14 protein-coding genes are annotated in these 17,946 nt (G+C 58.6%); 7 read left to right on the top strand and 7 right to left on the bottom strand.

The window, feature by feature from the left end:
- Positions 1-95 precede the first annotated feature (95 nt).
- Positions 96-1,469 (top strand): NAD(P)/FAD-dependent oxidoreductase, encoded by a 1,374-nt coding sequence (locus tag GA0004734_RS23465; RefSeq protein ID WP_167378266.1) that lies wholly within the window; start codon positions 96-98, stop codon positions 1,467-1,469.
- A gap of 193 nt (positions 1,470-1,662) precedes the next feature.
- On the opposite strand, the gene GA0004734_RS23460 is transcribed toward GA0004734_RS23465, so the two are convergent.
- Both GA0004734_RS23460 and GA0004734_RS23455 read right to left on the bottom strand, forming a co-directional pair.
- Positions 1,663-2,976: a class-II fumarase/aspartase family protein gene (locus GA0004734_RS23460; RefSeq protein ID WP_234899596.1), complete on the bottom strand. Its 1,314-nt coding sequence runs from the start codon at positions 2,974-2,976 to the stop codon at positions 1,663-1,665.
- A gap of 78 nt (positions 2,977-3,054) precedes the next feature.
- A complete protein-coding gene (locus tag GA0004734_RS23455) occupies positions 3,055-3,879 on the bottom strand; it encodes a Bug family tripartite tricarboxylate transporter substrate binding protein (protein ID WP_245292617.1) in 825 nt (274 codons plus the stop codon).
- 300 nt (positions 3,880-4,179) lie between these two features.
- On the opposite strand from GA0004734_RS23455, the gene GA0004734_RS23450 reads away from it, so the two are divergent.
- Genes GA0004734_RS23450 through GA0004734_RS23440 form a run of 3 tightly spaced genes read left to right on the top strand, consistent with a single transcriptional unit; the run spans position 4,180 to position 7,282 of the window.
- Positions 4,180-5,283 carry a GntR family transcriptional regulator gene (locus GA0004734_RS23450; RefSeq protein ID WP_092938427.1) on the top strand — a complete coding sequence of 368 codons (1,104 nt, stop codon included), beginning with the start codon at positions 4,180-4,182 and terminating at the stop codon, positions 5,281-5,283.
- A 24-nt stretch (positions 5,284-5,307) separates the two neighbouring features.
- Entirely contained in the window at positions 5,308-5,769 is a 462-nt protein-coding gene (locus GA0004734_RS23445) for a tripartite tricarboxylate transporter TctB family protein (protein ID WP_052820717.1), read from the top strand.
- 10 nt (positions 5,770-5,779) lie between these two features.
- Entirely contained in the window at positions 5,780-7,282 is a 1,503-nt protein-coding gene (locus GA0004734_RS23440) for a tripartite tricarboxylate transporter permease (RefSeq protein WP_052820716.1), read from the top strand.
- A gap of 441 nt (positions 7,283-7,723) precedes the next feature.
- Here GA0004734_RS23440 and GA0004734_RS23435 read toward each other — a convergent pair whose 3' ends face one another.
- From GA0004734_RS23435 to GA0004734_RS23420, 4 genes are all read right to left on the bottom strand, one after another.
- Positions 7,724-8,839 (bottom strand): serine hydrolase domain-containing protein, encoded by a 1,116-nt coding sequence (locus GA0004734_RS23435; RefSeq protein WP_234899597.1) that lies wholly within the window; start codon positions 8,837-8,839, stop codon positions 7,724-7,726.
- Positions 8,840-8,990: 151 nt separating this feature from the next.
- Positions 8,991-9,185 carry a hypothetical protein gene (locus GA0004734_RS23430; RefSeq protein ID WP_052820714.1) on the bottom strand — a complete coding sequence of 65 codons (195 nt, stop codon included), beginning with the start codon at positions 9,183-9,185 and terminating at the stop codon, positions 8,991-8,993.
- Entirely contained in the window at positions 9,185-10,813 is a 1,629-nt protein-coding gene (locus GA0004734_RS23425) for an FAD-dependent monooxygenase (RefSeq protein ID WP_052820713.1), read from the bottom strand. Before GA0004734_RS23425 ends, GA0004734_RS23430 begins: the two co-directional genes overlap by 1 nt.
- Positions 10,814-10,994: 181 nt before the next feature.
- A complete protein-coding gene (locus tag GA0004734_RS23420; protein ID WP_092938423.1) occupies positions 10,995-11,462 on the bottom strand; it encodes a helix-turn-helix transcriptional regulator in 468 nt (155 codons plus the stop codon).
- Positions 11,463-11,604: 142 nt separating this feature from the next.
- Here GA0004734_RS23420 and istA point away from each other — a divergent pair, with 142 nt between their 5' ends.
- From istA to GA0004734_RS23405, 3 genes are all read left to right on the top strand, one after another.
- Positions 11,605-13,101: an IS21 family transposase gene (istA, locus tag GA0004734_RS23415; RefSeq protein ID WP_139056207.1), complete on the top strand. Its 1,497-nt coding sequence runs from the start codon at positions 11,605-11,607 to the stop codon at positions 13,099-13,101.
- Positions 13,098-13,856 carry an IS21-like element helper ATPase IstB gene (istB, locus tag GA0004734_RS23410; RefSeq protein WP_092930036.1) on the top strand — a complete coding sequence of 253 codons (759 nt, stop codon included), beginning with the start codon at positions 13,098-13,100 and terminating at the stop codon, positions 13,854-13,856. The genes istA and istB overlap by 4 nt, the downstream gene beginning before the upstream one ends.
- Before the next feature lie 66 nt (positions 13,857-13,922).
- Positions 13,923-14,801 carry an alpha/beta fold hydrolase gene (locus GA0004734_RS23405; RefSeq protein ID WP_092938421.1) on the top strand — a complete coding sequence of 293 codons (879 nt, stop codon included), beginning with the start codon at positions 13,923-13,925 and terminating at the stop codon, positions 14,799-14,801.
- A gap of 181 nt (positions 14,802-14,982) precedes the next feature.
- Here the strand turns inward: GA0004734_RS23405 and GA0004734_RS23400 are convergent, their stop codons facing one another.
- A complete protein-coding gene (locus GA0004734_RS23400) occupies positions 14,983-17,943 on the bottom strand; it encodes a TrlF family AAA-like ATPase (RefSeq protein WP_052820703.1) in 2,961 nt (986 codons plus the stop codon).
- Positions 17,944-17,946 lie beyond the last annotated feature (3 nt).

Genomic DNA, 17,946 nt, shown 5'->3' with positions numbered 1-17,946 from the left:
GGAGTTGTCCCAATTTATGGTTATTGGAGGTGCCCGAACATCACAGTAAACAATGACATGGCCTGATCAATTGCCGAATGCGGGGTTGGATTTATATGACACCACATCGTGGGTTACGTGTCGATGGAAGAGGACTTCCGATACTTGTCGAGCAAGCGGAAGCTTCTGATCCGCTGCCGAACTCGGCAGACGTGATCGTTGTTGGCGCGGGTATAATCGGCCTGCTGACTGCAATCGGCTTGAAGCAGGCTGGACTGCATCCGATCATCATTGAAGCAGCCAATGCCGGCTCAGGTCAATCAGGTCGCAACCTCGGGTTCATACGGGTCCAAGGTCGCGATGAGGCGGAGGTTGCTCTCATGGCCCGATCCAGTGAGCTATGGGGTGAACTTTCTCAAAAAATAGGCCCGCAGCTTTCGTTTCGAAGAAGCGGTCACGTGTCTCTGGCATCCAATGCGCGTGATGTTGACCGTGTCACTGAATGGGCCCGGGTTGGTGAGCGATTTGATGTCGATTTTCACCAGCTCAGAGGTGAAGAGCTTTACAAACTATGTCCGCATCTTTCCAAGAGCTACGTGTTCGGAGGATTTACACCACGGGACGGACAAGCCGATCCCCAAGCGGTGATGCGAAGTCTCCTCGATCACGTCGATCAGCTCGGCATAGCGCTTTTCCAGCAAACGCCCGTCACCTCAATCGCAATTAACGATAAATCTGTCAAAGGTGTGCAGACCAAACGAGGTTATGTCAAATCGAATGCGGTGCTGCTCGCCACAGGCGCCTGGACTAGCCGCTTGCTCGCCAAGGCCGGTATCGCTCTGCCCACGCACGCCGGGGTTGCCACAATGGCAGCGACACGTCCAGTCGCCCCACTGTCAGAAAGCACAATGTGGGAAGTAGGCCAGCTAGGCTTTCGACAGGACGCCGGCGGTCGCATCGTATTCGGCCTGGGTGGATATGTTGACGTCCACGTTCGGTGGGAAGATGTGCGGGGAGCAATATCAACTCTGCCTACTTTTTGGAGCAATCGTCGTGCCATGAACATAAAAATTGGTCGACCGCTCTTGGAAGACTTGACTGATGTATGGCGCGGGCGTGATCTTCGCCCATTCAAGTGGGCTGAATTTCTTCCCAATGACGGCTTTGTGAAAGCCGGCCTTGCGCGCCTGGCTCATATGATTCCATCCCTTGCATCGGAGCTTGAACTAGATGCCGTGTGGACGGGGCTGATTGATACGACGCAAGACTTTTTGCCTGCGGTGGGAACGGCAGGTGTCGAAGGCTTGCTTTTTGTCGCTGGTCTTAGTGGCCATGGCTTTGGGCTCGCTCCCGCCTTGGCCGAGGAAGTTACCGAGATCATGATAGGCAATCGGCCCGAGGATACCAAATTAGCTCACTTCGCGCCTGCACGCCTAAAGGGGTATAAGTCGATTCATGAATTGCAGAGATTGCCGCGCGAACACCGTTGAAGGATTTACCACTAGATCAAAACCAGCGCCTGATGTGTGCAGAACTGCCGTAACTGGTGTAGCGGCACCAGCCTGAAATCGGCCTCTTCTTCAGAGGCTTGCGTGGCCTCAGGCAGAATGTTCGCTTGTACTTGTACTGGGCGCCGAAACAGCCGTACTTGACTTCCATCGAACGGCGACCATGTCGCGTCACTTAGCGCGCTCCATTCAATCGCACGGTGAGAGCAGCGGATTGACCCGTATAGTCTGCGATATCGAGGGTCACCATGTCATGGCCTGCCATTTCCGGATGTTCGGCGATGGCCTGCGTAAAGGGCGTGCCCGTCATGACCGAACGCTGCGCCGCCTCATAGAGCATGTGATGAGCCTTGTGGCGGCCGAGACGATCGGATAGCTGCATCATCGCCGCCTCAGACACGATCAATCCGTTGGTGATCTCCACGTTCCGTTTCATGGCGTCAACATGAACGACGAGTCCAGCGACGAGACGCGCCAGGGTTTCGGCAACCGAGGCGCCCAGAATGGCGATTTCCGGGACCGCAACATCTGCGACATTGGTGGCGGAGGAATCCCCCTCGTCCATCCTGACCATCGAACCCAGGATCAGGGGCAGACGGGCCGAGAGCAGGCCGCAGAGGCTGATCAGCAGCAGCGCGGTGGACGGGTTGCGCTTCTGAGCCATAGTGGAACTGCCCACCTTCCCCATGTGGAAGGCTTCCTCAACCTCGCCGATCTCGGTGCGCTGCATGAAAACCACGTCCTGGGCTATCTTCTCTGCGGTTTTCGCGAGCAGTGCCATTGCGCAAAAATAATCGCTGGCGCGGTCGAAGGAGGAGCGCATCGGCAACACAGCAGGCTCGAGATCGAGAATCGTCGCCATCTCCGCTTCGACCGCCGGGCCTTTGTCACCCATCGCAGCAAAGGTGCCTATCGCGCCGCCAAGGCAGGCGACGAAGGAAGGCCGGATGCGGTCACGCAGGCGCTGCCGGTCACGACGGATCTCCTCCAACCAGCCGGTTAGCTTGAAGCCAAAGGTCATCGGCAGGGCATGCTGACCATGCGTGCGGCCCGCCTGCAGCGTATCGCGATGCGCAAGGGCGAGTTCACTGAGTGAGGTTTCGGCCGCAGAAAGCGTAGTGTCGATCAGCGCCTGCGTGCGGCGCATCTGCAAAGCCATGCTGGTGTCGAAGATGTTCTGGGTAGTGGCACCCCAGTGAATGAACCCGGCCGCTGGTTCGCCCGCGAATTCTTCCAGCTGACGCAGAACGGGTACGAAGGGATGCTGGGCGTGCGCGATGTCCCGGCTCAGTCGTTCGGTGTCGAAGTGCTCATGCCGGCAAGCTTCGGCGATGACCGGAACCATGTCCGCCGGAATGACGCCGAGATGGCCCTGCGCCTGCGCAAGCGCCGCCTCGACATCGAGCCAAGCCTGCAGGGTTTGAAGGTCGCTCCAGATTTCCTTCGCCTCTGCGCTGAACCAGTGGCGGGTGATAAACGAGTCGAACATTCCTGCAGTCATGACAAATCCAGATTTCGTATGGATGAAGAAATGCGCTCCGGACGAACCCGAAGCGCCAGGCGCGCATTATTCGATAGTAATGGCCGACTCTGTGATGATCTGCCGATAGGTATCGGCCTGGGTCTGGATGAAGCCGTTGAATTCACCCATTGACATTGGCGCCGCGGCAAACCCCGCATCGGCCAGGCGCTTCTTCACCTCATCCATCTCCAGCGACGCTGTAATCGCATCGCTGATTTTCTTGGCGCTGGCCTCATCGGTTCCCGCCTTGACGAACAACCCCTGCCATAGCGGCAGCGCCAGGCCCCTGAAACCCTCGATTTCCGTGAGGGCCGGAACATCCGGCAGAGCCTCAGCACGCTCTGCGCTGGTGACGGCCAGCACGCGGATCTTCCCGTCTTTCGCGAAGGTTAGAGCGGTCGAGGTCGTCAGGATGGCGGAGTCCAGGACGCCTGCGAGCAGGTCGTTGGAAACCTGTGTGCCGCCGCGATAAGGCGCATGCACGAGCTTGACGCCGGCGCGGTGCCCGACCATCTCGCCAACGAAGTGCTGGGCCGATCCGATGCCGGGCGAACCGTAGGTGATGGTTTCCGGGTTTTCCTTTGCTGCGGCGACGAGGTCCGCGAGCGTCTTGTAGGGCGATGCCTGCGGTACGACGATCGCCATCGACGTGATCGCAGTGCGGCCGACCGGCAGCGTTGCTTCCTTCCAGTCGATCTTGACCGACTTGTTGAGCATCGGCACGGCCACCGTATCGAACCCGCCGTAATAGAGCGTTGAGCCGTCGACCTTGCCGTTGACAAGTTTCTGCAGGGCGATCATGCCGCTGCCACCTGTCGCATTTTCGACGACGACCGAGCGGCCGAGACGCTTACTCAGCTCCGGCGCCATGACGCGCGCCGCATAGTCGGCGCTGCCGCCGGCGGAATAGCCCACGAGCAACGTGATTGGCCCGGAATCCTGCGCGCTCCCCGGGATTGGCGCGATTGCGAGAGCCGCGGCAGCAATCGCTGCACGCACAAAGTTCCTTCTGAGCATCATTTTCTCCTCCTCAGTACAATATATATTGTATTTGCCTGCTTGCTATGATAAGCCTTGGTAGGCCTTTGTCGCCCAACTTTCAAGCGTAAATGCGGTGTGCGGCGATTTTCTCTTGCCGATATGTATTGTATTGTACTAAAGGAAACCGTCATGAGTGATACTACCCGCCTACAATCCTATCTTCGTTCGGTGGCCATGACGGCAGCGCCGGGAGAGCGGGTGCCCACTGTCCGGCGGCTAATGCAGGACTTTTCGCTGAGCCAACAGAATGTCGAGCGTGCCCTCAAGGTGTTGAAAGAAGAGGGTCTCATCGCGGCGCATGTCGGTCGTGGGACATTCTTCACCGGCGGTCAGGCTGCTCCAGTGAAGGAAAGCCGCCCGGACGGCAGCAGCCGCACCCAGCGCAGTGTCATCCTGCTGAGGCGCTCGTCGAACAATCTGCGTGGGCGCGTCGTGCTGGAAGAATTGCAGCGGCGCCTGAATGACGCCGGACACATAACGCTTGAAGTCGGCTACTCCGACCCCGAACACGCCAAGCAGATCCTGCAGACACTGCCGCGCTTCGATGCCTGCGTTGTACAGAACTCGTTCGATACGATGCCGATCGACATGATTGCCGCGATCAGACGAAAGACCGATACGATCATCGTAGATGGCGCCTGGTTGGTGGGCACCGATATTGATGCTGTTGGTTTCGAATGGGGTCAGTCTGTCGAGGCTGCCATCGACCGGCTGCTCGTCAGCGGCCATGACTGCATCCATCTCATGACGACGTCCAGCTTCTTCCTTGCCAATGAAATGGGACTTCATCGCTGGCGCATCCTGAAGGATCGCGCTGACCTGCGGTCGATCTTGCAAACGGAGATCCGCATCGCGAAGCTGCCGCCCAAAGACTACGAGGAAACAGCCATCCTTGCGCTTCGCGAGGCGCTGGCTGTCGCCACTCCAGCCAAGCGTCGGGCCTTGGTCATTTGGGGAATTGAAGATGGCGCCAAGTTCCACGAGCTGCTGCGCGCGGAATCCCTGGCCATTCCTGTCGACCTCTCGGTTATTCTGCTGGGTCGCACCGACCTTGATCCGGAAGCCGGCGGCTTTTTTCACGTGATCGGATACAGCGCCGCCGACCAGGCCAATGGCGTCTATGACCGACTTATCGAACGCTGGCAGAAGCCGAACGAGCCCTTCGGTCTTCGGCTCCTGCCCATGACGGAACGTCCTGGTCCATCGCTTGGCGGCCAGCGCGCGCCACAATGATCTTTATATCAGGGAGGAAGACAAATGATGCGGATACGCGGCCAACGGGACTTTGGGATAGGAGCGATTTATTTGGCGCTCGGGCTCGCCGGGTTCATCATCGCCCGAGATTACAGTTTCGGCTCCGCTGGCCGTATGGGCCCCGGCTATTTTCCGACAATCATCTCCTCCCTGCTGATCGTTTTCGGTCTAGTCACCCTCGGCCGCGGCATATTGCGTGATGGGGCGCAGGTCGGCGACATCAACTGGAAGGGGCTGGGCCTCGTCACCCTGTCGGTTTGCGCTTTTGGCTTTCTGCTTGAGCGCGCCGGCCTTGCGATAGCACTCTCATTGCTGGTCCTGATTTCCGCAGCCGCGAGTGAACGCTTTCGCCTGGAGGGCCGCGCGATACTTGGGCTTCTGGCACTCGTCGTCTTTTGTGTTGTCGTTTTTGTTGAGGGTCTTGGCCTTCCCATGCCGATTTTTGGTGAATGGTTTAGAAACTGAGGCTGGCCTGATGGATATCTTTGCAAACCTCTGGCTCGGCCTGACCGTCGCCGGCACGATGTACAACCTTTTTTATTGCCTGGTTGGCGTTTTCCTGGGTACCGCGATCGGCGTCCTTCCGGGCCTCGGTCCGGTTGCCACCATCGCCATGCTGCTGCCGATCACCTTCGGCCTTCCACCGGAAGCGGCGCTGATCATGCTTGCCGGCATCTACTACGGTGCACAATATGGTGGTTCGACGACCGCTATTCTGGTCAACCTGCCAGGTGAGCCATCCTCCGTCGTCACAGCGCTCGATGGCTACCAGATGGCTCGTCAGGGCCATGCCGGTCGCGCCCTGTCGACAGCGGCAATCGGCTCCTTCATTGCGGGAACGATCTCGACGATCCTTATCGCGGTGTTCGCGCCGGCTCTTGCAGCGGTCGCGTTGCAGTTCGGCCCGGCAGAATATTTTTCGCTAATGGCTCTCGGCCTGATCGCCTCGATCGTCATGGCATCCGGGCCGCTGCTGCATGCGCTCGGCATGATCCTTGTGGGGCTCCTGCTGGGCATGGTTGGAACCGACGTCAACTCCGCTGTGCCGCGGTACACGTTTGATATGCCGCTTCTCTCGGACGGTCTGAATTTCGTGGTCATCGCCATGGGCGTCTTCGGGCTGGGTGAGATCATCGCCAATCTGGAAAATGAGGCCGACCGCTCGGTGATGACAAAGCGCGTGACTGGGCTGATGCCGACGAAGGAAGACTGGAAGCGCATCACTGCACCAATCCTGCGCGGCACGGCACTTGGCTCTCTGCTTGGCATCCTGCCAGGCGGTGGTGCCGCGCTTGCTTCCTTCGGTTCTTATTCACTGGAAAAGAAGCTGTCAAAGCGTCCCGAAGAGTTTGGCAAAGGCGCCATCGAGGGTGTCGCCGGTCCGGAAGCGGCCAACAATGCCGGCGCCCAGACATCCTTCATCCCGATGCTGACGCTGGGCCTGCCGTCCAACTCGGTCATGGCGCTGATGATCGGCGCGATGATCATCCAGGGAGTTCAGCCGGGTCCGTCGGTCATGACCGAACAACCGACGCTGTTTTGGGGCCTGATCGTCTCCATGTGGATCGGGAACCTGATGCTGCTCGTCCTTAACCTGCCATTGATTGGGCTCTGGGTGAGGATGATCGCCATTCCCTACCACCTGCTCTTTCCGATCATCATCGTGTTCTGCGCGATCGGGGTCTTCAGCGTCAACAACAACACGTTTGATGTCTATGCGATGGCGCTGTTCGGCGTCGTCGGCTACGTCTTTCGCAAATTTGATGCCGAACCCGCACCGATGCTGCTCGCGTTCATCCTCGGCCCGATGATGGAGGAATTCCTCCGCCGCGCCTTGCTGTTCTCGAAAGGCGATCCGAGCGTGCTCATCACCCGTCCTGTCAGCGCGGGGCTGCTGATCGTTGCGTTCGTGCTGCTTGCCGCCGTACTGCTGCCGTCAGTGCGCAAAGGACGCAAGCAAGCGTTTCAGGAGGATTAAATATAGAGCCTTGACCGCGAGGCCGGACTTGATCGAGCGTTTATGCAATTTTTGTAATTTTATAGAAATCCGAAAGAGGAACAGAAGATGTCAAAGTTGCTCCGCGTGGCGATGCACCGGACAAAGTCCCTAAATTGGGGGCATGCCTCAAGATTGAATTAATGGGGTGCCCCAAGTTATTTACAGCGCCTGCGCGATGCTACGCCGCGTCGCGCCCGGCTTGGCATGGCGGTAGCGTCGACCGGCCAGGTTCAAGCCGGAATATCTGTTGGTTTCCCGAAGCTATCACTCGATGCCGTCTTAGGTCACGTTCCGATAGCCCAAGCAAGCCCAGAATAGAGAGGAAATTTTTCACTCAACGGGGTGAGACCGCGGTAGTGGAGGTGCGCAGGACGCTGAAAACATGAGCGACGCTTGTATAAGATGTGCGTCACCACATCTTCACGGGGAAGCGACAGCGATCTCTTTTAGCAGGTCGACGAATGCGCTCGTGCGAACCCCCTTCGGGTTCTGGTTTAGATCTACGGTTTGCACGGCCACCAGCCGTTTTGACGGCACGACGGCGATAATCTGTCCACCGTAGCCGGAAGCGTAGAATGCATTCGGACCCCAAGTATCCTCCGGAAGTGTCCACCACATGTAGCCATAGCCCTGCCGTATCCGCTTTGCCCACGAATAGGCAGTCGTCGATTCCCTGACCCAAGACGCCGGGATGATCTGTTTTGCGCCCCACCTCCCATCATTCAGGAAAAGCTGGCCAAAACGCGCGGCATCGCGGGCGCTTAGCCGGATAGGATAGGCGGGATGTTCGGACAGCTTTTCGAGATCGTATCGGCCGTCCTTGACTGAGAAATCCTCCATACCAATCGGTCCAGCGATCCGGTTCGCGAAGCTCATAAAGATGTCCTCGCCGGTCTGTTGTCGGTAAATCGTCCCCAGAACGTTAAAGTCCCAGTTGTTATAGAACCAAAACGTCCCGGGTGAGTGACTTCCGCGTATGGGACGCTTGCGCTTGATATCAGCAGTCTCGTGGGCAGCAGGATGATAGATACCCGACCGCGACATCAGCAGATCACGAATTGTCGCGGTTTTCTCCTCGGCCGTAAGGCTGGGAGTATTGTCGTCAATACCAAGTTCGGAAAGGCGGGCCGAAAGATTGACCCGACCCTCGGCAACCGCACTGCCGTAAAGAGCGCTGAGCAGGCTTTTGCGAACGGATGCCATATTCACTTTCCTGGAGGTGTCGCCCCACCGCGCGACCACCCGTCCGTCCTGGACGATCATCAGCGCGGTAGGTCCGAGTGCTTTCGAGTGCAGCCGGGCTGCCTCGAGCCGCTCCGCCGACCAACCGGCGGAAATCGGATCGATGTCCTGCCACGTCTGGGCGTGGACCGTGCCTGCAACGAGAATACCAAGGACAAGCAAGAGTGCGAACCGTCGGATGGACATAGCGTCTCCCTTTCCAACCAAAGTGGAGCATCCAATAATGGTGGCTTTCCGGCAGTCGATACCGCTGGCAGCAATGTCGGACACCGTGTGTGAAATGGCGAAAACCAACGGGCCAAGTCGGCCTCCAGACCTGCCGCCCCTGTGAGTTAAACCAACGGCAAGTTCCCGGTGAACCGCCAAGCCGACCGGCAGGAAAGCGGTCGAGAGCGGGAGCAACGAACGGCGTCGTCGCGAACACTACGTCGGGCTCCTATCTTTCCTACCAGCTTTCTGCTGCCGGTATTAGGGAAGCAGCTGCGTCCGAGACACATCGCATTGCAGTCTGTTGGTTTCCCACGGCCTCAGCAAGCAGAAGCGCCAGTTTAGCCAAGTAGAGCTCGACCTGTTCCTTGCCGACCTCATCTATCTTTGTAGCGATTGCTTCATAGATGGCTTCAATTCCGTCGTTGCCCATCAGAGAGCCCCCTGCTGGCAGGTTGCAACGCAATAGGCGCCCAAAACCGTGGCCAATTTGGGTTCACGCCACCGGCCGGTGATATGTGTGTCCGGCCGTATGAGATAGACGGTTCCGTTGACCGCGCCGTAGGCCTCTGCGACCGGAGAGCAGCAGGAGAACGAAAGGATTGTGATGTCTGCATCAGGAGCGATTGCGGCATCGAGCTGCGCAGCAAGCTTCTCGTCAAAACATAGCACGGTGAAACCGTTCCCCAGTCTTTCGGACAGATATCCGTCATCGAGACGGACGTCCTGGAACGCGGATCCGGCCACCGGTCCCGCAGTGAAGTCCCCGTCATCTGAGATGATTACCTTGCTTCCATTGTAGGTGTAGGCAGTCATCTGGCGGGGATTGGCCAAGGCGCCCGCAAACGAATGGGTGAGAGCGAGTGAAAGCGCGGCATCACGCATGAGGCGCCAACCATAGGTGCCGGGAGTCATGAATCGAGCGGTCTTGGAAGCGTTGGCAAAGACGTCAAGCGTCGCGCCACGGCGTTCTGGCGAGTAGGTGTCAAGCAGTGCTGCGCCGGCTTTTTGATTGATAACCCAGCCGAGTTTCCAGCCAATATTGGCAGCGTCTGCAAGGCCGTTGTTCAGGCCGCGAACGCCAAAAATCGGCACAATGTGAGCGCTGTCGCCGACAAAAAATACCCGTCCGTCGCGGTAGTCATCGAGCGCAAGCGTGTTGGCCGAATAGATGCTCCACCACTCGAGCTCCCATGGTCCGGAATGGCCGATTTCATCAAGGACGGCCTGAACGCCTGCCCGGATGGCTTCTTCTTTGATCGCCTCTTCTGTCTCCTCATGTCCCTCAAGCTGATAGTCAATCCGCCAGATATTCTCTGGTTGCCGGTGGATAAGCACCGTTCCCCCGGGTCGGCAGCGTGGATCGAAAAGCGCTCTTCTTATTGTGGGAAAGTCGTGGTCCATCTGAACATCGGCGATGACATAGCGTCCCTCAAAGTTCTGGCCTCGGAGCCGGAGCCCTCGCTTTGCGCGGATACTACTTCGCGCCCCGTCGCAAGCAAGCACCCATTCCGCATCGACTGAATATATGCCATCTGGATCCTTGATCGTGAGACGAAGGCCATCCTCGGCATTCTCGATCTCATCCACAGAACTTTGCCAGCGGGTTTCGATCAGTGGGTTAGCCTTGATAGCCTCCCATAGGAATTGTTCGATATACTGTTGCTGGATATTGTACATCGGCCGGAACTTTTCATTTTCGCTGTCCGGCATCTTGAATTCGAGGATTTGTGTTCCTCGATAGAATGATCGCCCAGTCGTCCAGGGGAGTGCCTTTTCGACGAACGGTGCGGCGATACCGAGCCTGCCGAGAATGTAATAGCTCGGGCGGGCAACGCAAATCGCACGGCTGCCGTCATTGAACGTGGATTTGTTGTCGAAGACGACAGAGGAGACGCCCTGGCTTGCCAAGGTGAGCGCAGCGGTCATACCAACCGGTCCGGCGCCGACGATCGCCACTTTGATAACACGCTTTGCGTCACGGGCTTCTTTCCCCGGTGCATCGAAATATGGATAGTGAAAATAGAGAGACTCGGTCTCGCTGCGTCCTGCGGGTCTCACAATTACCTCCTCCTTGGCGCCGCTCGAATTATCAGATGATAGGCTGATGATGCGCGCCAGGTCTGTCCCCTGGAGTAGGTGACGAAACCCGTGGAGGTTCCCCTTTCAGCGCTCCCGATGTCTTGAGCGAACCCAAGGCCCAAGACTGGTACGTCTGGGGAATGAAGCGAAAACGACGGCTTCAGTCGCTATAGGCGCTCTGCTGGTTGCAGAGGGAGAAGAGTGCAGCTTTCGAATTGATCCCCAATTTTTCGTAAGCGCGTTGCCGATAGGTCTTTACTGAATTGACGGAAATATTGAGCTTCCAGGCAATTGCATCCGACGCCAGTCCCATAAGCATCGCCTCGCAAATGTCCTTCTCACGCTTGGATAGCGAATTCAGAGGACTGCGGAGCCGGGCAGCATTTCCGCCAGTATAGTGCATCAGCGCAAGCTGGGAGATGACGCGCCAGAAGGGTATTCGGAGTGTGTCCTCGCTTCGGTTGAACGGGCCGCTCTCCTTAAATCGATAGAAGTTGAGCGCCAGGGATTCCTGTTCAGTTCTCACGATAACAACAATTTTGTCTACGATTTGGCTCGTTGCAAAAAAGCTATGAAAGTATTCCTCTGGCATCTCCGCCCGCAGGTCAGAGAGGCTAAGAAGCAGCATTTCGCGCGGTTGTAGTCTGCTGAGAGCGGCGGTGCAAAATTAGACCACGGTAGCGGCGGGATTGTCCCGCTTCGGGCGGCGTAAAAGTCGGCCACCTATTTCTCTTCTGCAATGAGCGCAGGAGGGCCTGGGGATCTATACCGTGGAATTATATCTGAAGGTTCGACTGGCTTGCTCGGAAGGCATGAGCCGGCGTCAGGCTGCAAAGCATTTCAACATATCGCGCGACAGCGTTTCCAAGATGCTGTCCTATTCGACGCCACCTGGCTATCAGCGACAATCACCGATCCGGCGGCCCAAGCTGGATGCGTTTGTCTCGACGATCGATCACTGGCTGGACGAAGACAGACAAGTGCCGCGCAAGCAGCGCCATACGGCCAAGCGGGTGTTTGACCGGCTTCGAGACGAATGCGGGTTCACTGGCGGCTATACGATCATCAAGGATTACATGCGCGAGCGGGATCAGCGCCGCCAGGAAGTGTTCGTGCCGCTGTCGCATCCGCCCGGCCATGCGCAGGCCGATTTCGGTGAGGCGATGGTGGTCATCGGCGGTGTCGAGCAGAAGGCGCATTTCTTCGTGCTCGACCTTCCGCACAGCGACGGCTGCTACGTGCGGGCCTATCCGGCGGCAGTGGCCGAGGCCTGGGTCGATGGCCATGTCCATGCGTTCGCTTTCTTCGGCGCCGTGCCGCAATCGATCGTCTACGACAACGACCGTTGCCTGGTGGCGAAGATTTTGCCTGACGGCACCCGCAAGCGCGCGACGTTGTTCAGCGGCTTCCTGTCCCACTACCTTATCCGGGATCGCTATGGCCGTCCCGGCAAGGGCAACGACAAGGGGAACGTCGAGGGTCTCGTCGGCTATGCCCGGCGCAACTTCATGGTACCGATCCCGCAGTTTGCGACATGGGAGGCGTTCAACACCTTTCTGGAGGAGCAGTGCCGGAAGCGCCAGCGCGACAGGCTGCGCGGCGAGAGCGAGACGATCGGCGAGCGCTTGCGGCGCGATCTGGCTGCCATGCGCGCCTTGCCAGCCTCGCCATTTGATGCCTGCGACCAGGCAAGTGCCAAGGTGACGGCGCAGTCGCTGGTGCGCTACAAGACCAACGACTATTCCGTCCCGGTCGCCTATGGCCATCAGGATGTGTGGGTGCGCGGCTATGTCAACGAAGTGGTCATTGGTGGCCGTGGCGAGATCATCGCCCGCCATCCTCGGTGCTGGGAACGGGAAGACGTCGTCTTCGATCCTGTCCATTACCTGCCGCTGATCGAGCAGAAGATCAATTCGCTGGATCAGGCAGCGCCCCTCCAGGGCTGGGACTTGCCGCAAGAGTTCGCTACGCTGCGCCGGTTGATGGAAGGCCGCATGGCCAAACACGGCCGGCGTGAGTACGTGCAGGTCCTCCGCCTGCTGGAGAGCTTCGAACTCGCCGATCTGCATGCGGCGGTGAAGCAGGCGATCCAGCTTGGCGCCATTGGCTTTGACGCCGTCAAGCATCTGATCCTGTGCCGGGTGGAACGCCGGCCGCCCAGACTGGACCTGTCCATCTACCCGTATTTGCCGAGGGCGACGGTCGAGACGACATCGGCGAAGGCGTATATGCGTCTCCTGTCGTCGGATGCGGGAGAAGTCGCATGAACACCCAAGCACCCGAGATCCTTCTCACCCATTATCTCAAAACCCTGAAGCTGCCGAGTTTCCAGCGCGAGTACCAGAAGCTGGCCCGGCTGTGCGCCACCGAAGGCGTCGATCATGTCGGATACCTCACCCGGCTTGCCGAGCGGGAGATGATCGAACGGGACCGTCGCAAGGTCGAGCGTCGCATCAAGGCGGCCAGGTTCCCGGTCGTCAAAAGCCTCGACAGTTTCGACTTCGCCGCCATCCCAAAGCTGAACAGGATGCAGGTGCTGGAACTGGCGCGCTGCGAATGGATCGAGCGCAGGGAGAACGTTATCGCTCTCGGCCCCAGCGGCACGGGCAAGACCCATGTGGCGCTCGGCCTCGGCCTGGCCGCCTGCCAGAAGGGCCTGTCCGTTGGGTTCACGACAGCGGCCGCACTGGTCAGCGAGATGATGGAGGCGCGCGACGAGCGGCGTCTCATCCGGTTCCAGAAGCAGATGGCCGCCTACCAGCTGTTGATCATCGATGAACTGGGCTTCGTGCCGCTGTCAAAGACCGGCGCGGAATTGCTGTTCGAGCTGATCTCGCAACGATACGAGCGAGGCGCGACCCTGATCACCAGCAACCTTCCTTTTGACGAATGGACGGAAACCTTGGGGTCCGAGCGCCTGACCGGCGCTTTGCTCGACCGCATCACCCATCACGTCAGCATCCTCGAGATGAACGGCGACAGCTATCGTCTCGCCCAAAGCCGCGCCCGAAAGGCCGGCTGACGCCCTTCGAAAATCGCAACGCGCGCATGAGACCCCCGCTCGGGCCTAAGCCCTCCCGGCGGTCTCATGCGCGCGCCACAAGTGGCCGACTTTTGCGCCGCCGCGTGGCAGGATTTTACTCCGCCGTTGACAGACGGGGCAACACTCGCCTATACCGATGAGGGATCAGGCAAAGCACTGATCCTGTTGCCCGGCTGGTCGCAGTCGGCGGCAATGTTCCGGCATCAGATCGTCCATCTATCAAAAAGTCGGCGCGTCATCGCACTCGACTTTCGTGGGCATGGTCAATCCCCCGATGCGACGCATGGTTATCGGATCTATCGGTTCGCCCGCGACGTACAGGAACTGATGCAGCATGAGCAAATCGAACGCGCTGACATTGTCGGGTGGTCGATGGGAGCCTCTGTGGCCTGGGCAATGATCGACCTGTGCGGCACCAGGCAGATTGACCGCCTGGTCTTCGTTGATGAACCGGCGTCTGTGATGCGCCAGCCCGGAATGAGCGAAGAGGATGTGGTCAATGCGGGTGCCCTTTTTGACAGCGCCACCATGCTTTCAATTGCTGAGCAAATCATGGGCGCCGATGGCCATGCAACACGAAGCGCCTTTCTCGACTCAATGGTGACCAAACAAATCCCGACAGAGCTAAAGGATTGGCTGCTGGCGGAGAACCTCAGGGTGGATCCCCGGCTTGCCGCTAGCCTTTTCGTCAATCACTGCTCAATCGACTGGAGTGATATTCTTACCCGGATCGACCGGCCAACGCTCATCGTGGGAGGCCGTGTCAGTCATGTCGACGCTCGCTCGCAGAAGTGGATTCACAGTCAGATCGCGGGATCAAAGCTGATCATCTTCGACGAGAATGAAGGTGGGGCGCACTTTTCCTTTATCGAGGCGCCAGACCGTTTCAACGAGGTACTCGCTGGCTTCTTGTTGTCGAGTTAGTCGGCGGAGCCGGTCTATCCCTATCAAAATGCCGGTCCGGATTAGAGGCTTGGCGCAGGTTTGATGGGATCTAATCCTCGATTTCCCGGGCCGAACTCCCGCGCCTCGGAGTGCGTCATTGCCGCTCGGAGAGACTGAGCATGGCTCAGGATGCCACCACCCGTGCAGACGGATGAATAAACTAACGCTCCAGCCTCACCCTCAGGCGTCGAGCTCGTTCCTTGAACGCCTCCTCCCCTCCCTCAAGGATGTCGCACACCTGCTGGCGCATATCGGCGTCCTCCATGCCGCCGGAAAAATAAGTGATCGGGGGCAACTCGCCAGGCCCGTGCGGTCCAGCGTTCGCAACGATGATCTGATCTGCGTCGGTGTTGATCACAAGATTAGCGTTGTGGGTCACCATTATGACCTGCCGTTTGGCCTTGGCAGTCACAAACAGGCTGACAAGCTCGTCAAAAATCGATTTCGGATCGAGGTTCTCCTCCGGCTGATCAATGATCAAGGGCCGGTGATCGCTCTCATCGAGCGCAAGGTAGAGCAAGAGCAGGACGATCCCACGGGTACCGGGCGAGAGTTTGGTAATGTCCGTACCCTCGTAGTCGATGCTGTACTCGATCTGGATATGCTCGGTACCAAACAGCCATTTGGCAAAGCGCACCAACCAGCTTCGATAAGCCGCCTGATCATTGCTCGCCACATTGGCGACAGCGAGGAGCTCTTCCTGCCAGGCGTCGGTGAAATGCTGAATGGCCGTGTCTATGGCAGGGACATCGCCTGTTTCCCAAGCCTTTCGCAGGTGAGTGTTGGCCCATTGCTCTAGCGAGCCCTTGCCCTTGAAGTCGCCCGCGCGCCGCAGATCGAAAAGTTTCTCGCCAAGTAAAGCCCATTGTTTCACATCGGCGTGCCGGGAAGCTGAGAATGACAGCTTCTGCAACGTGCCCTTGGCTGCCTGCAATCTATCCACCAAAGGTCTGTAGAGATCGCGCAGAACCTGTTCCTCGGCGATAATCGACTCGAACACACGAAGATAGGTTTCGCGCCGTTGCTTGCTGAGGCTTGCCATCCGCTCGGATGCCCCTTGGCAATCGGCAAGCGTCGTGCGTGTGGTCTCGATCTGGGTGTTCTCTTCTGCGATGCGCCTGACCAAAGCGCCAAACTTGTTCGCGGTCTCGGTATCAATATTGATCAATCCTTGCAGACGCGCCGATTCTGCCTCGAGCACAGCAAGTGTGGTCTTTTCCGGATCGGCATCGTCCGCGAGGTAGGACAGGTTGGGGTCAGAGAGAGGCGCAGGAGCCGAACCCCGCCAGCCTGCTGCATTCGCGCGTGCGGTTTTGAGCTTTGCCGCAAGAGCGGCATCGACATTACCGTGATATTCCAGCAGGAAGTCCTGCCAGTCGGAATCTTCGAGCCGCGCAGCGACGAAGCTTGACTTGGTTTGACGCAGAGCCTCCGGCGCCTTGTTCTGGCGAAAGGCCTTCACCTCGTCTTGCAACGCGAGAAGCGTAGTTTCCTGGTTCGTAAAGAACCGCACGAAAGAACGCACCTTCTCAGCCGCGTTGGCAATGACAGTGAGCCGCTCGGCCCGAACTTCGCTCCCTTTGACAATCAGCTTGTCTCGATCCGTCTCCAGCCCTTTGACGATCTGCTCCTTCTGGGCGATCTGCTGGGTGAGGCCCGGAATTTGGCGCCGCTTTTCCCGTTCCAGTCCAATCTGGTTTGAAAGTGTGGCAATCGCCTCCTCTTCGCGCTGGCGCGCAAGACGAAAGCGGGTGGCACGGAGTTCCAGTAACTGATCGAAACGGAAAGTTCCGTCCTTTTCAGGGTGAGCCTCGAAAATGACCCGTTCGATTTCACCGAGCAGGGCGTCTGTCATACCGTCGGCCGAGCAAAGTTCCTCGACAAACTTCTGTGAAAGATAGCGTGCTCGCGGGAACCGGCCATCCAGATCGGCATCGTATTCGTAATCGAGCAGTTTGCGCTCGGATGGATCGCCGCTGCCCCAATCCAGCCGGACACTGGCTCCCTCCAGCAAATTGCCCGCGCGCACGAGAAACGAGGCCGGACTGAGATGTTCGGAGGCTGCGTCGCAGCCGGCGGCGATTGCGTCGGCAAGCGCCGTCTTTCCGGATCCACGCGCGCCGATGATTGCCACAAGCCCGGGATTAAGCTCGATGATGGGTGTTGCAGCCCAGGGGGCGTTAAGGATCGAAACGCGGGAGATGACCTGCGAGGGCGTGGCGCGGATCGGGGGTGCTGCTCCGACGAACGCCCGCCCGGCCGGATCGATGACCGCCTGACGGAGCGAGTCGAAATGCGCCCCCCCTTTCACCCAGGAATAGCGGTCGCCGTCAGGCGCGCCGATCTTTGCTGTTTCATGGGCGTCGCTGCCGTGAAGACACGGTTTGAGCGCACCATAGCGGGCGCGAATTTCATCGGGAGTTGCGCTGCTTTTGCGACCGAGCCAGAAATCGCGTTGGCTGGCGCTGCTCGCGAAGATGATGTGAGCGAACCTTTCCACTTCCTGCCGCTGCGCGCCTTCGGATTCGCCTCGCATGCCGGAGGTACCGTCATGTTCGCTGCCCGCGACCGCGATGAGGATGTTGTTCCTGGCCCAGTCGATGGCGCGGTAGAGCTCGCTTAACTGTTCGAAGCTGACTTTGAACTGGGTCGCACCGCGCGCGAGCGCGGCCCGTCCCGAAAGAGTGGGATCGATTTTCGATCCCAGGCGCATGAGTTCGTCGGGCGTGCATGTGAATCGATCGCCAGAATATTCGAACGTCAGCTGCGCGAGAAAACGCTGTGTCGCTCCTACGTGATCCGGATCCTTCGGGTTGACGAGAAGATGACAGTTGACCCAATTGCCCTTGACGGTTCCGAAAGCGAGACGCAGCTCCACATTTGGGAACACCAGGTCGACACCGGGGAGCCGGCCGCCAGCTTTCGCCTCACGGACGCGTTCATATGTGTCGAGCAGATAGTAGTCGGTCACGCCAAGCGCGCGAATTGCAGGCGTCGCCGCCTCTATCTTGGCGAGGTATTGCTCCCAGCTGTCGGAGCCATTGAACTGATCATTGAGCACAGTCCCCGGTGCATGAATATGTGGCTCCCATCGAAGCCACCGCGATCCTGAATTTCCCACATT

Origin of the sequence: Rhizobium sp. 9140, from assembly GCF_900067135.1 — a bacterium.
Classification (GTDB): Bacteria; Pseudomonadota; Alphaproteobacteria; order Rhizobiales; family Rhizobiaceae; genus Ferranicluibacter.
This window is presented reverse-complemented; position numbering and strand designations above follow the sequence as displayed.